Here is a 15629-nt window from a genome sequence, read left to right as displayed (position 1 = left end):
ACCAATTAAAAATAGGCGTTGTCACTGTAGCAGACGAAGCGTTAAGCGATGCAGCAGCCCCAGAACAGATCACAGCATCGGACACGGTGATATCGGACGCCTGTCCTAAAGCATTTACCGTTACCGTTACGGCTTGGCGGGTACCCGGAAGATTTTCGCAGACTCCATCGCCGCTGACACTAACGTAATACGTCGTGGTTACCGTCGGTGAGGGCGTATAGGATGCTCCGGTATTCAGAACTGCCGCAGTGGTCTGATCGGCATACCAATTAAAAATAGGCGTTGTCACTGTAGCAGATGAAGCCGTAAGCGATGCCGGAGAACCTGAACAGATTACAGCACCGGGTGCGGTAATGTCTGAAGCCAGCGCCAAAGTGTTCACTGTTACGGTTACGGGTTTTCGCGTGTTAATCGCATTTTCACAAATTCCGGTTCCTTTAACACTCACATAATAAGTGGTCGTCACTGCCGGCGCAGGATCGTAATAATCGCCTACAAAAAGCGGATTGGTCGAAATCTGGCTTGAATACCAGATGAATACCGGACTATCCACTGCCGATGCCGCCAGAAGCAGTGCTGTATCTCCTGCACAAATGGTCTGGTCAAGTGTGGAAATATCTGCCGCTGCAGCGAGCGGATCCATGGTTATGGTCACTGCCTTTCTTGTACCAGGCGCATTCTCGCAGATTCCAGTACCGCTTACACTTACATAATAGGTAGTGGTAACCGCCGGAGACGGGCTGTAGACTGCCCCAACACTTAAAACCGCTGCCGTAGACTGGTCGGCGTACCATCTGAATACAGGTGCCGTAACAGTGGCAGAAGAAGCCGTAAGTACAACGCTTTCACCCGGACAGCTGGCAGCATCTGCAGTTGTTATATCGGATGCCAGCGCTAATGGATTTACAGTAACGGCTACCGCCTTTCTTGTATTGGGCAGATTCTCGCACAATCCTGTACCGCTTACACTGACATAATACGTTGTGGTGCTCAGAGGCGACACACTGTATGAAGGCCCGATACTGAGAATTGCAGCAGTTGTCTGATCAGCATACCACCTGAAAACCGGACTTATTACATTTGATGAAGAAGCTGTAAGGGAAATTGACGAACCGCTGCAGATTGTTCGATCATCAGCTGTTATATCAGATTGTGCACCTAAAGGAGTTACATTCACTATTACTGCTTTTCTGGTGTTAACTGCATTCTCACAGACTCCGTCACCGCTGACGCTCACATAATAGGTTGTGGTAACCAATGGTGAGGGGCCATAAGAGGCTCCCGTACTTAAAATAACAGTCGAGGTCTGATCGGCGTACCATCTGAAAACAGGACTTGTAACGGTTGGTGAAGATGCGGTTAATAAAGCTGCAGAGCCTAAACAGACTGTGGCATCAGCGGCTGTAATATCAGCTGCTGCCCCTAAAGTATTAACCGTTACGGTTACGGGTTTTCTGGTATTGGGATCATTTTCACAGACTGCATCTCCTTTTACGCTCACATAGTAGGTGGTGGTTGAAGCCGGAGAAACGCTGTAGGAGACGCCGCTGTTCAGTACCGCTGTGGTAGTTTGATCCGCATACCAGGTAAATACAGGATTGGCCACTGTGGCAGAACTTACGCTTAACACTGCTGTGCCTCCTGGACAGATCTGACTGTCTGCACCTGCAATATCGACTGCCGAAGCAGGCGGGTTCACATTGACGGTTACGGTTCTGGTCGTGGATGCTGAAGGACAGCCGCTCAAGCCATTTACCGTATAGGTAATCGTTGCTGTACCGCTGGCATTACCGGTTATGACACCATTTGCATCCACAGAGGCGATGCCGGCATTATCAGTAGTCCAGTCACCTCCCATATCACCATCGGTTGTAAAGGCCGTTGTTTCTCCGACACAGACATTCTGGTTTCCGGACAAAGTCCCAGGATTGGACTCAATAATGGTAACGGTTATTACTGAAGGAATAACAGGACAGCTTCCCGTCTGCGGTATGGTATATTCTATGACAGCAGTACCCTTCGCGGCGCCCGTTACATTACCGCCTGCATCAACAGTGGCAACTGCCGGATTATCACTTGACCAGGTACCGCCCGCAGCGCCGTCAGAAACAAGTGCCGATGTTCCGCCGACACATATATTTTGATTTCCCGAAAGGATGCCCGAGTCCGAAGCATCTTCAACTGTAACGGTTCGCGTCGATGCTGTATTTAAACAGCCGCCTGTACCAATTGCGGTATAGGTTATCGTGGCAGTGCCGGGCATAAGCCCTGTAACCGCGCCGCTCCCATCCACAGCGGCTATGGCTGTATCGCTGCTTGACCAGGTACCTCCGGCATCGCCGTCGGTAGAAAAATTAGTAGTGATGCCTTGACAGATATTTTGGGTTCCCGACAGATTTCCGGAGTTCGGCGGCGCTGTTATGGTTAACGTGACCGGTGTTCTAACCGCGCTTGTACAGGTGCCGTTATTGCCCTGTGCATAATATGTTACGGTTCCCACTGTACTCAAAACCGGAGAGGCCACACTATTTCCGCCTGACAAAGCATCGTACCATGTAACCGACTGCCCGGCAGGAACACTTGCTGCCGCTGTTAAGACAGTCGGAGAACAGCCTTCCAATACGGCCGCAGCCGCAACGGGTATGCTGGCAGCTGTCAGAGTAATCAAGGCGCTGTTTGATACGTTTCCTGCTGCATCCCTTCCCAGATAAGCAATTGGCGTTGGACTGATGACACTGGCGGATTCGGGCTCGAAACTGACCTGACCTGCCGAATTAGCTTTCCAGGTCCCTTCTCCGGGAATGGTTATGCCTACAATATCACCAAAACCATCTATTACAATATTGGTTCCATTTCCGGGATTTACCAAACCCACTGACGCGGGAACGATCTCACTTCCCGTGGTGTCGTTTGCCAGAACATCTATAAATCCTGAAGAAAGTCCGGCATTGAAACAGGCCGTATCAGGCGTTGCAGCCGGAAGGCCTATTGCGTAATCTTCCACCTCGCCATTAATAAAAGCACCTCCGGCATCTGAGGTGGTCAGGGCTTCTGTAGTGACTCTTAGTCGTAAATATGTATGCGCGCGGCCGGCTGTATTGGTTAAAACCGCATTATTCCAAGTCAGGCTCACATTTCCTGAAAAAGCACCAGCCGGAGTAACTGCAGTTGTTCCCTCAGAAGCTTCAAAAATGCCATTATTGTTCCAATCTATCCAGGCGGCATAATGGGCCGGCAGTCCTGTATTGTTGGTAAAAGACGGGGTGACGGTATAAGTGCTCATAGTCTGTCCATTATTTAGTACCGGCGGCAGCACCTGAAGACCGTCATCATCGATAGAGGCATCGGCCAAAACAGAAGGAAGTCCGTCAGGTTCCGAAAAATTAGTATCGCCCAGCCAAAGGGTTCCCACCACGCCATGTGAAGCTCCACCAGATGCTAAAAGTGTTTTATAACTGTCCGGAGCATCCCCAAAGTCCGAACTGATGGTTATCACAATGGGACTCAGTCCAGATGCCTGTACATTGGCCTGTCCGGTAACACTCCAGATACCGGTCATTAGGAAAAAATCGGTTACCTTAGTACTGGAAGAAGGAGGCGTAAAAAGCACCTGATGGTTTAAATCATCCGGTGTGCCGGAACCGCCGTTTACGGTCTGTCTCCGGATTGTCATTGCGCTGGGAAAAGCAGCCGCGGCGGCCGAACCGATCGTATTTCCTACCAGTGTTCTCCAGCTGTGCGACGCCGAAGCAGTATTAATGGACTGATTCACCAGCTGGGTGGTGGGTCCGCTGATGGCATAGGGCACAAAAGTGTTCCCATTGTAGCCAAAAAAAGCAACCCATTCTGCATTTCCATTTGGAGTTCCATGAACCCCGTCAATATCCAGAGCCAGAAAATTAATGCTTTCGACAGGCCTGTCAAAATAGATTCTAAAACCAATGCTTGAGGAGCAGTTATTTGCCATACCGTTATCCGCATTGAGCGTATTGGCCATCTGGATTTTGGTAAAGTTAGACGGCGTGTGGTCCCCGACGTAAGCAGGCAGTGTCACCCCTGTAAACAAACCGCCAATATCAGGTCCTGCAGTTCCTGAACCTGAAGGCCCTGTCGAATGGGTTGCCCCTCCGGTGGCAATAAGTTCCGCTTTTACCACTGTACCGTCTGGAAGTCTTTTCCCTGCCGGCATTGCACTTAAAATATCAGCAATAGAAAAGCTGTAATTCGTCTGTGCCGATGCACCTGTCATCAGCAGCAAAGCCGTAAATACTAAAATGATCTTAATTTTATTTTTCATCATCTATAAATTTTAATACTAGGTATATCTCTTTCAAATAGCGCTGTTCGATATTACAATGCTGTAATAATAAATTCGCTTCGCCTGTTGGCCTGATGCTCTTGTTCTGTACAAGGAACGCCGTCCGAACATTTATTCACCAATTGGTTCTCTCCATATCCTTTTGCAGAAAGCCGGCCGGGCGCAATGCCGTTTTTAACCAGCCATTGCAGGGTTGATTCTGCTCTGCGGGCCGATAAAGCTTCATTGTATTGGCGGGAGGCCCTGCTGTCGGTATGGGATCGGATATCGAGCTTCATCGTCGGATGCGTATTCAAAACATCCAGTATTTTTTCAAGATCAAGCGCTGCCTCGGTTCTGATAGTAGATTTATCCAAATCGAAATAAATCATTTTAATGCCGAAACATTTTCCCAGGTCATCGCCCACCGTAACTTTACAGATTGATTTTTCCAATTGGATCGGAAGGGTTGTTTTGCCGCTTTCTGTTCCAATGACCGCAATCACTTCTTTGGTGCTGTATTCTGGTTTCTCAGCCCTTACGTAATATCTTTTGCCACAGTCCACAGAAAAACTGTAGTGTCCCGATGCATCTGAAACGACAGCATTGACCGGTGAGAGATCACTGTCCAGCAGGGTAACTTTTGTATCTGCCAGCACCACTGCTGAAACTGCATCGGTAATGATTCCTTCAAGCTCCTGAAGGCATTTCAGCCTTCTGGTCTCTAAGAATTTATAAATGTCGTCGGATCCCTGTCCGCCGTCTCTGTTGGAAGTAAAAAATCCTCTTCTGGTCTGCGGATCGATGCTGTAGGCAAAATCATCTTTTACAGAGTTGACATCAGCCCCGACATTCTGTATATGGGTTATGTTGCCGCTGTTGTCCATATTGGCGGTAAAAACATCCAATCCTCCCAGTCCGGGATGCCCGTCAGATGCAAAATAAATCTCGTTATCTGAATTCACAAAAGGATAGGTTTCCTTTCCTTCCGTATTAATACCATTTCCGAGATTCTCAGGCGTGCCAAAACCGCCGTTTGGATCTATGCTGACTTTGTACAGATCTGATTCACCGAGCGATCCCGGCCTGTCAGAAGCAAAATACAGCGTTTTTTCATCCGGGCTCAAGGCCGGATGCGCCGTACTGTAATTATCGCTGTTGAAAGGAAGTTCGGTAATGTTGGTCCATTTACCGTTTTTTCCAAGTTCAGCCCTGTATATCTTTATTAAAGTCGTTTTGTTTTCATCTCTTCCCCTTTTTCCGCCGCTATAGTTGTTTCTGGTAAAATACACTGTTTTACCGTCTGTGGTAAAAACAGGCGATGCTTCGTGGAATCTGGTATTGACCGCTGACCTGAATTTCTTTGCTTTGGAGGCGCTTCCGGTTTCAGGATCCAGATCGGCACTATACAGGTTGGTAAAACATTCACCGGTCCACGTGTGCCTGCGTTTGATAAAATTTCCCGTATCCCGAGCAGAAGCAAAATATATTTTATTATGGTGTACAAATGATCCGTAATCGGAATACTTACTGTTGATGCCCGCATCTTCAATTTTGTATCTTCCTGAATTTGCCTTAATCTGATCCATATAGTGTACATTCTCTGCGAGAAGCCGGGCTCTGCTGTCATTCTGGGACTTCGTTTTAAATTCTTCCAGAAATCTATCGGCCTGGGCAGTTTCCCCAGCCGCTTTCAAAGACTGCGCGTAACGATAGTAATATTCGGGTTCCACAGCCGTGTTCATTGCAAAGAGCTCTTTGTACCATTTTGCCGCGTTTTCAAAATCAGAATTGAAATAATAGGCATTTCCCAGTTTTGCAAACAGGTCTTCGGATTTATAGCCTTTAGCCGCAACCTTTTCGTACGTCTTTATCGCGTCGATATAGGCGTAACTGTCGTACTTCCTGTCTCCGGAATCGACCTTTGCCTGCTGTGCGGCAGCCTGCAGTGAGAAACAAGTAATAACTGTAAAAAGTAGTATAGTTTTTTTCATAGTACCTGATTTTAGAAGAAACGGGGAGTTGTAATTCTGCTTTTGCCTGCCAAGAATTCATAACGCAGGAAAATTTCGTGCGAGCCTGAATTATAATGCCTTAACCGGGTGGTTTCATTGTCATATCCGTAACCGATATACAGTCCCTGGGTAATCTGAAATCCAGCCATTGCGCTTATGGCGGCGTCCCATCTGTAGGCGGCCCCCAGCGTCAGTTTTTCAAAAAACAGGAAATTGGCCGAAACATCCAGCTGAAGCGGCGCCCCTTCCACCATTTTCATTAATACGGCAGGTTTGAATTTTACTTCTTGAGAAAAATTAAAAACATACCCTCCCATTAAATAGTAATTGATCTTGTCCTTGTAAATGGCAGTATCAGTATCGTCATAGCGGTTGGTCTGAATAAAATTCGGAACTGATAATCCTACATATGCCTTATCAGAGTGCCAGTAAATACCCGCTCCGACGTTAGGGGAAAAATCATTATTGAGGTTTTGGAATTGTGGATCCCCCTGATCTGCAGGATTTAGTTTTGAGGCATCAAGATTAAAAATATCAGCCGTGCCTTTAATCCCAAACGAAAGTTTCCATGTCTCTGAAGTGGGCACGGTATAGGAAAGGTCTACAGAAAACTGATTCTCCGTTACTGGTCCTATCTTGTCATTGACCAGAGACAAGCCCAGGCCCAGCTTGCTGTTGTTGATCGGCGTGTTTACAGAAAATGAATTGGTTTTAGGCGCGCCGTCCAGTCCGATCCATTGATCCCGATGCAAAGCAAAAAGGCTTAAAACACCACGGGAGCCGGCATAAGCAGGGTTGATGTTTACGGTGTTGTACATGTACTGCGTATACTGTGCGTCCTGCTGCGCATAGACGGTGCAATACCCAAATAAAACGATAAACAAAAGTATTTTTTGACTCATATTCTTATCTTTTAAAGTTGACATATGGGCATGACGTTTCAATAGAGAACGTATCCCTGAGCATTTTAATGAACAATAGAGCATCGGACCTGCAGGTACTGTAAAGACAGCGGCCTGAAGATCGATCGTAACAAATTTTCTGTGTGGTAACCTTGAGAATAAAAAAAGACCGGTAAAGGTAAAGCATGCTGCTTTACTCATCAGGCGGTGCACTAGATTTGGCGGATAGCAGACTCAAAAACGGATCCTAAAGCGGAATAAAAATAGGGCGAAAAAGGAAAAACTGCTGCAATTGGTTTGGTAGGTCGGGCGTAGATCATTAAAGCACAAAGCAGGGAATCAGCTTATATATCTTTATTCACTGATCAGATGAATAAGATTTATGACACCAATAAACAGCTGTAATGCGTGAACAGAATTCATAACCATAAGTGACGATCAACTGGATAGTACAACAGCTCAAAAAGACCTGAACCAATTGATTTCGAAAAATAACATTCTTACATTTTTAAAACACAAACAGTATTAAATGTCTTACAAAAATATAAAAAAAACATACAAAATAACTGAAAATCAATTATTTAACATTTATTTCAATTAATTTACAAAAGTTCTTTTTTCTGACATTTAATTCTTAAATGCTGTATCCTCTCCCATTTACCATCCTATAAGACAAAAAAAATGAAAAGAATATACCAGGATTAGAGGTTGTATAGTTCCCAATACACCCACAAAAGACCTGCGAAACATGATTTTTTATTTCTGTTTGAACTCAGTGGGCCGCATGTTGGTCAACTGGTGGAAATTATTGCTGAAAGCGGCAATATTGGAATACCCGACTTCATAAGCAATCTCGGTCATGTTTAAATCCGTATCATTGATTAATTCCATGGCTTTGATAATCCGAAGCATTTTCAAGTACTGAATATAGGTAATATGGAGTTGGGCCTGAAACAATCTTGTCAGGCTTCTGACACTCATTCCAGCGCGTTTTGCCGTATCCTCTAAACTGAGACTTTCATTGAGACGGTTTCTAATGCTATTGGTTATTGCATTGAGCCGCTGGTCATCGGTTGTAGGAAGCTGAATTGAAAATTTCTTAAGGTTTTCTTTGGACAGCACATTCTTAAGAGTGGATAAAAACTCAAACTCCCAGGAGCCTTCCGCATAATCACCCTGCCATTTTTCACTAAAGGAAAGCATTTCCGACAAAAGCTTGCTCACGGGGTAAATTCCCAGCTCATCATAAAAATCACCGGCTTTTTGCTGCGGAAAATAGATATTGATAATATACAGATCCTGTGTATTAAACATCAGGTTATGCGGGTAATTTCCCGGTATCCATATATAATGGTTGGAGGGAATGTACAAGTCTCTTTCCTGGGTCTGCAGATAGGCAATGCCGCCATACACCAGTAACAGCTGCGCTTTGTCATGCTGATGGGAAGGCAGACGCTGCTCGGTCTGCTGCCGCATGACCAAAATTGAATCAGGATTCTGATCCACGGTATCTATGAGCTGGCTTAGGGTTTCCATATGGCCAAATATAACAAAAAATAGGCTATTTATACAAAAAGACAGAGAGCCGCCCTGCATAATTTTGCTTTGTAAATAGTAAAACCGTTATGATGAAAAATACAACCCTACCTCCGGAGCAGCAAAGAAAGCCTGAAACACCAGATCCAAATGACAAACCTGCAGTATCAAGAGAAGCCGAAGAAATCGACACAACCCATATGTTTTGGTTTACCTGCGCTTACTGCGGTCCTTTTTTACCCATGATGGATTGGAACTTTGTCCTGAATGAGCTAAGAAGGCTGTTCCATAAGAAATCCGCTAAAATGAAGAACAAAAACAGTAATGATAAAACAGATGAAACACTATAAAACAGCCGCATTTTTTTGTATCATCCACCTGATGGTACTGGTGCAGCCGCTCCAAGCACAGCATACAGCAGACACCCAGACATTAAGTCTAGAAGAAATATGGAAAGCGGTCCAAACCCATAACCGCCAGCTCAAGCTTTCGGATTTAAACCTGCAGCAGAGCCAAATAGAAGTAGTAGAAGCCAAAGACCGCAGGCTGCCGGAACTGACTCTGGGAGCAGATCTAAAACTCAATTCTAAATTTTTACTTTACGATGATGGATTGTTCTCCTCACCGCAGGATGTGCCGGTAAGAAACTATGGTTACGCAGCAGGATACAGCCTGAATTTCAACCTTTTCAACGGCGGTAAGGACCGAAGAAATATCACCATGAAAAAGGAAGAAGCATCCCGCAGGCAGTATGAAGCTGACCTGCAGCGGCACAGCGTAAAATACCATGCGGCGGCCGCTTACTTTGATTTGTATAAGGCGCTGCACTTCCATGATTTTCTTACTGCTGAAATTCAAACCGAAAACAAACAGCTTACCCTTATAGAAAGCCTTCATAAAAACGGTACTGTACTCAAAAGTGATGTGCTGAGAAGCTCCGTAAAAGTATCACAGCTTGAACTGAGCCTTTCCCAAATCGACAAGAAAATTGAAATAGCCCGACAGCGCCTCAATATTCTTATGGGACGTGATCCTGAAGCTATACTAATCATCAATTATCAAGATGCTATTTTATTGGACGACATACCTCCTGCTCCCTACAGCGATTATGCCGCCGCAACGCTGAACAAATCACCTGAATATCAAATCGCAAACAGCGACATCAAATGGAGTGAACTCAATATCAAGCAGATCAAAACAACACTGTTGCCCAAAGTTTCCCTCTACTCGGCCTACCAGTATACCTATCCGCAGATCTCCTTTTATCCGTACTCCAATGATCTGTGGGGATTCGGCCAGACGGGTATCAAAGCACAGTTTGCGGTTGATAATCTCTACAAAAGCAGACATTCCATAGCTCGTGCCCAAATGATTTTTTCACAGGCAAAAGAAAAAGCGGACATGAAAAAGGATGACATCCTCCTGCAGCTCAAAGAGGCATACCTGCAGGAACAGCAGGCTTTGGAAAGTGCGGCAACAGCCGAAAAAAACATTGCAAAATCTACTGAAACGGTCCGGGTTATCCGAAACAGCTATCTGCATCAGGAAGCCCTTCTTACCGATCTTATGGAGGCCGAAAATGCTTTATTGGAAGCCAAATTTAATTTAACAACGGCGCAGACAGACCTACAACTTGATCATATCCGTCTGCTGGCCATCGCAGGAATCCTTTAACAACAAAAATTATGAATAAAAATAAAACAGATAAAAGTATCGTGATGCTGACCCAATGGCTGGGAATCGCATTATTGGCAGGAATCTTTATATGGGGCGCTGTCTATTTGGTAAAAGCATACCGCTATGAACAGACCAACGACGCTCAAATCGATGCGTACCTGTCCCCTATAAACGCAAAAGTCGGCGGGTATGTCCATGCCGTTTATTATAAAGACAACCAAAAGGTTGCGAAAGGAGATACACTGGCGGTGATCGAAGCGGACGAATACAGGCTGAAAAGGGATGCCGCGGCAGCGGAACTGCTGAGTGCCAAGGCAAAAATTCCTATCCTGGATGCCGGCGAACAGACCCAGCGCAAAAGCATGGCCGTCATAGAGGCACAGCTGGCAGGTGCCATGGCAAAACTGAACCAACAGCAAAAGGAATACGAACGGTATAAAAATCTTCTTGCCGATGCATCCACCACCCAGCAGAAATTCGACAACATCATCGCGTCGTTATCCATCACACAATCCGATTACAACCAGACAAAAGCTTCCCTGCAGGTGGCCGCGTCTAAATTAAGTGATTTCAAAGTACAGCGTAAGGCTCTTCAGGCCGAAATACAAATCAAGCAAGCGCTTCTTAAAAGACAGGAGCTCGACATTCGATATACAGTGATCACCGCACCTTTTGACGGTCAGATCGGTAAAAAAAACATCCAGACCGGACAGCTGCTGCAAGCCGGACAGACCTTAGCCTTTATGGTCAGCACAGCCGAAGAAAAATGGGTAATGGCCAACTTCAAGGAAACACAGATCGGCAGTTTCAGGACCGGACAGAAGGTGTTTATAGAAGTCGATGCTTTTCCGGCAGAACAGTTCAATGGGGTTATCGAATCACTTTCCCCGGCAACAGGTTCCCGTTATTCGCTATTGCCTCCTGATAATGCTACGGGTAATTTTGTAAAAATTATCCAGCGTATTCCAGTGAGGATCAAACTGACCGACACCCCTGAAAAAACCGCTCGACTTTCTGCGGGAATGAATGCCAATGTTTATGTTATAAAAAATTGAAGATGCAGGCACATACACTACCGATTTTTAAAACATGGGTGACCGAATGGACGGCAAGATTCGTGATAGGCTGCATTCTGATGACCTGCCTGTTTAGTTTCGCTTTTTACAGCAGTCCGTCTGTCGTTATGGGCTATTACGGCGTACAGCCTGCCGATGTGCAGTACGGCATGGTAGTCGTCTATGGTTCAACGGTTGCTTTTCTGGCACTGGATTTTCGCATTGTAAAATATTTTGCACCCAGAAAATACCTGCTTGCAGCACTCACCGTTAACTCATTATGTTCTATTCTCTGCTATCATTTCAAAAACTGGACGCTGTTTGTCAGCTGCCAGTTTTTACAGGGAATTACCTGCGCCTTGATGTCTGGCATCGTACTGCAGCTTATTTTTCCAAGACTGCATGCTGCGCGCGCCAGAGTTATTGCCTACAGCCTTCTGTACGGATGCATCCAAATCGCTGTGCCCTTTTATTGCATCTGCAGCAGTATAGTACTTCACTTCCTGGATTTCAACTGGCTGTTTTACGGATTTACTATCCTGCTGATCATCCTGGCCCTTATTATACTGCTTACCATGAACAGTAAAGCTAGATTTACAAAAAAAATACCATTGTATCAGGTGGATTGGATTGGCTATATCTTATATGTATCGTTTATCCTGATTCTGGGATACATTCTGGTATATGGACGGCAGCTGGGATGGCTCGACAGCCAATTGCTACTAAACCTAAGCGGAGGCAGTCTGATAATCCTGTTTCTTTTTATAATCAGAGAGCTGAAACTCAAAAGACCCTTACTTAACCTGCGTATATTTAAGGCAGCGAATTTTGTTACGGGTCTGCTGCTGCTTTTCGCCTTCTATATATTCAAAGGAAGCACGGGGCTGGCGTACGGCTATCTTGAAGTGATTCTAGGAACTGATCCGCTCAGTACCATTCCGATTTGGACTGCGGTAATTTCAGGAACTGTCATAAGCATGTTTGTAACAGCCCGCTTTGTGCTGATGGGCTACAATCTGATCCGGATTATAATAATCGGTTTTGGCATTATGGCCCTGTATTACATCAGTATGATCCTGTTTGTTTCGGTACAGGGTGAAACAACTGATTTTATTCTGCCCCTGTTTGTTTACGGCGTGGCAACCGGTGTGTTATTTGTCCCTATAGTCTCTTTCACAGCCTCGTCTGCACCGCCCGAAATGGCCATCCATGCCTCACTTGTCGGTATACTGGCCCGATTCACCGGTTTTACCGCCAGCCTGGCATTCAGCAATGAGCTTCAATTATCGGCAAAAGCAGCCGTAAAGGAAAAACTTCGTGAAGCAGTAACCCAAACCAATCCCCAGCTGGCTCTTACTTTACAGGACATCCAAAGCCAGTACCTAAATCCGGGCGGTGATGCCTATGTCTCAAAAACCATGGCAGACGGCTATTTCAATCAAATGACTGCGCACCAAATACTAGCGCGTACCGTCAGAGATTATTATGACTGGATGCTGGGCGGGCTCATCATTACGATCGTCCTTTTACTGCTGCTGCCTCACATTCAAAATGTGGTTCTAAAATTAAAAAAAAGCAATATTCCTTATTAAACTTACAGTAACGCACCTTCTTCCTGATACTAAAAAAAGCCCCTGAAACAAAAATTTCAGGGGCTGCATTGGTTGATAGACTTATTTTATTTCGATCTCACAGCGCGGATCAATTTTGCATTGCGTTTCTCGGCTCTGGAATTCTGAAGCGACAGCACCGCCCAGATAGCAGCCGGAATCCAGCCGATCAGCGTGATCTGCAGAATCAGGCACAGCAGCGCAGTTAACACTTTACCACGCAGTAAGAAGGACAACGACGGAAAGAATATAGCAATTAAGGTCATCATAATAAATAGTTTTAGGATCTTTACAGTTAAATGCGATACCAATAAAGTATCTTAAAAGATGAGTCGACACAAAACCTGTTTTGTTTCAAAAACAGTATACAAATTTACACCTCAATAGGATCTAATCTTTTTGATCATCTTCTCCAAGGTCAATATGGCAATAGTTTTATCGTTGTCTTCTGCATTATAGGACTTACTGCGAACCGACTGATACGACAAGTCCCTTTTAAAAGCCGTTGATAAATGGGGTACAATTTTTTTAAACACCAGACTCATGGATCTGGATTTCACCACGCGCGCTTCATCGGCTGCCCGAAGAATAATACCGATCTGATCGGCAGACAGATCACATTCGAGCTTGTTTTCCGTTTTAGATTCTCCCACTGCCTCTTTAGAGGCAACAGACAAAAGTTCCAGCTGCTTTTCCAGATATTGGATTTCATTTTCAAACCAGCTGCCGACAACTGTTTTAATATGCTGCATTCCTGCTTTAAAAAACAGTTTTTCATTGGAATAAATCTGATTGAATTCCTTCCAATAAAAAGAAAGCAGACTGAGTTTTCCGGCAATATCTTCTTCCAATTCCACTTTTGAAACCAGACGTTTGATGAGCAGGTTTATATAAACGGAACTATTAAAATTCAACCCAATGAGTGTTTGATCAAGCGCAGAAAACACTACCTGTTCTTTGAAATCAGCGACCAGCAACAATTCACCTAAGAGCGTTCTTTCATAGAGCATCTGGCGAAATGTTATCCTGTCTCTTTCCTGCATGGAAAATGATTCTAGGATTTCCTTGATCACCACATTTAAAACCAAATTCATTTCATCATTTTCCGCTTTTCTTTTCTGCAGTTTTTTTAATTTCAGCTGCAGCTCTTTTCTGGACACCAGCAGATAGGTGATCGGCACCCGCTCATCTAAACTCAGATAACTGGAAAACCGTTTCTCTAAAAACGACAGCAGCTCGTCCAGACATTTAATAATAAAATCGGCAGTTTCTGATACAGAAGGTAACTGGAATACCCTGTGTCTTTGATTGTCCAGCATCGTATCCAAGAGAAAAATTAAGGTCGAATGATACTTTCTCACCAAAAGCCGGATCTCCCTTTTTCGTCCCATACTAAATACCTCATTTTTAATCCGTACCTGAATCCTCCCCGACTCTTTTACAGCATGTTCTGAAATAACAGCCAGCTCAGCTTCTGACAGCTGGCTCAGATCTGTTTTAGCGGGGTTAAAATGCACCAGTATCAAAGCATCCAGCCATTCTAAAGGATAGTTATGGTTCATCATTTTCATGTTTTAATTGCAGTTAACAGTTAAGACTAACGACTCTTAAATTTCTCTACCGCATTTGAACGATATTCTGACGGCGTACAGGACATTAAGTTTTTAAAGAAAACATCAAATGCTGACAAAGAACTAAATTCCAGTTCTTCTGCTATTTCAGCGATTGTAAACGGTGATTCCTCAAGCAGAGTGACTGCTTCAGCAAGAATCGATTCTGCTACCAGCCTCTTGGCAGTTTTACCCGTGACCTCTTTGACTGCCCTATTGAGATAAACGGGAGTAACGTACAGCGTCCCGGCGTAAAATTTGACGGTATGGTACTTACGGCAGTGAATCGACAGCACCGTTAAGAACTCCATGGCCACCTTTTCTGCTCTGGATATATGCAGTACAGTAGAAGCGAGATATTTTGCATAAATAAATTTCAGCTCGACGAGTACCAGATTAGAACTTATACGTCTGAGCTCAATAGCAAAATCATCAGATTTCACGACATTGCCTTCAGCCTGAAGCAACCTGCATATCAGGGACAGCAAGAGGTAATCGGTTTGATCCAGATTGATTTTAAATGCTTTTTTGCTCCATAAATCTTCAAAAGACTGCTTTTCTATAAAATGAATACGATCATTAGGAAAGCTTAAGAAATAAAACTTCAGTTTTTCTCCAGCTTCTATTTCTCGGTACCGAGATCCTTTTGGAAAAACCATTAAATCAAACGGTACTAAATATTGAATGTCTTGTTCTATTTGTATTACAAATGTGCCTGATTTAATGAGCAGCATTACAGTGTCCTGCATTTCAATAAATTCCCCCAAAGGAAACTTTACCGCATCCTTTTTAACCATATAAACAGCTGCCCCAATCTCAGAAAGTTGTTTTATTTTAGTATTCATTAGATCTTTAAGCATGGCCTTGTTACTTGACCAGCCTAAAGAAACTGCCCCTGCTAGTCCTTAAAAAATCGTCTTACTCCAA

At 44.6% G+C, this 15629-nt stretch carries 11 protein-coding genes; 4 read left to right on the top strand and 7 right to left on the bottom strand.

What is annotated here, in order from left to right; all coding sequences use genetic code 11:
- From ACTJIW_RS18510 to ACTJIW_RS18495, 4 genes are all read right to left on the bottom strand, one after another.
- Window positions 1-3967 (bottom strand): Ig-like domain-containing protein (locus ACTJIW_RS18510; RefSeq protein WP_440718467.1); only part of this gene is annotated, 3967 nt, incomplete at its 3' end.
- Window positions 3968-4350: 383 nt separating this feature from the next.
- The gene (locus ACTJIW_RS18505) at window positions 4351-6291 is read right to left on the bottom strand and encodes an OmpA family protein (RefSeq protein ID WP_440716381.1); all 1941 of its coding nucleotides are present in this window, start codon (window positions 6289-6291) and stop codon (window positions 4351-4353) included.
- Window positions 6292-6302: 11 nt separating this feature from the next.
- Window positions 6303-7214 (bottom strand): PorP/SprF family type IX secretion system membrane protein, encoded by a 912-nt coding sequence (locus tag ACTJIW_RS18500; protein WP_440716380.1) that lies wholly within the window; start codon window positions 7212-7214, stop codon window positions 6303-6305.
- A 756-nt stretch (window positions 7215-7970) separates the two neighbouring features.
- A complete protein-coding gene (locus ACTJIW_RS18495; RefSeq protein ID WP_440716379.1) occupies window positions 7971-8750 on the bottom strand; it encodes a helix-turn-helix domain-containing protein in 780 nt (259 codons plus the stop codon).
- 89 nt (window positions 8751-8839) lie between these two features.
- Here ACTJIW_RS18495 and ACTJIW_RS18490 point away from each other — a divergent pair, with 89 nt between their 5' ends.
- The 4 genes from ACTJIW_RS18490 to ACTJIW_RS18475 are packed head-to-tail and all read left to right on the top strand — an operon-like array spanning window position 8840 to window position 13074.
- The gene (locus ACTJIW_RS18490; RefSeq protein ID WP_440716378.1) at window positions 8840-9100 is read left to right on the top strand and encodes a hypothetical protein; all 261 of its coding nucleotides are present in this window, start codon (window positions 8840-8842) and stop codon (window positions 9098-9100) included.
- On the top strand, window positions 9087-10424 hold the full coding sequence (locus ACTJIW_RS18485; RefSeq protein ID WP_440716377.1) for a TolC family protein: 1338 nt from the start codon (window positions 9087-9089) through the stop codon (window positions 10422-10424). Before ACTJIW_RS18490 ends, ACTJIW_RS18485 begins: the two co-directional genes overlap by 14 nt.
- Before the next feature lie 11 nt (window positions 10425-10435).
- Entirely contained in the window at window positions 10436-11482 is a 1047-nt protein-coding gene (locus ACTJIW_RS18480) for an HlyD family secretion protein (RefSeq protein ID WP_440716376.1), read from the top strand.
- Window positions 11483-11484: 2 nt separating this feature from the next.
- Entirely contained in the window at window positions 11485-13074 is a 1590-nt protein-coding gene (locus tag ACTJIW_RS18475) for an MFS transporter (RefSeq protein WP_440716375.1), read from the top strand.
- 86 nt (window positions 13075-13160) lie between these two features.
- On the opposite strand, the gene ACTJIW_RS18470 is transcribed toward ACTJIW_RS18475, so the two are convergent.
- The 3 genes from ACTJIW_RS18470 to ACTJIW_RS18460 all read right to left on the bottom strand — a co-directional run bounded on the left by ACTJIW_RS18470 (window position 13161) and on the right by ACTJIW_RS18460 (window position 15547).
- Window positions 13161-13361, bottom strand: a complete 201-nt coding sequence (locus ACTJIW_RS18470) for a YqaE/Pmp3 family membrane protein (protein WP_440716374.1) — start codon at window positions 13359-13361, stop codon at window positions 13161-13163.
- Window positions 13362-13472: 111 nt separating this feature from the next.
- The gene (locus tag ACTJIW_RS18465; RefSeq protein ID WP_440716373.1) at window positions 13473-14663 is read right to left on the bottom strand and encodes a hypothetical protein; all 1191 of its coding nucleotides are present in this window, start codon (window positions 14661-14663) and stop codon (window positions 13473-13475) included.
- Window positions 14664-14689: 26 nt separating this feature from the next.
- Window positions 14690-15547, bottom strand: coding sequence for a helix-turn-helix domain-containing protein (locus ACTJIW_RS18460; protein ID WP_440716372.1), 858 nt, complete (start codon window positions 15545-15547; stop codon window positions 14690-14692).
- Window positions 15548-15629 lie beyond the last annotated feature (82 nt).

The organism is Flavobacterium sp. 22659 (genome assembly GCF_052044235.1).
Taxonomy (GTDB): Bacteria; Bacteroidota; Bacteroidia; order Flavobacteriales; family Flavobacteriaceae; genus Flavobacterium; species Flavobacterium johnsoniae.
This window is presented reverse-complemented; position numbering and strand designations above follow the sequence as displayed.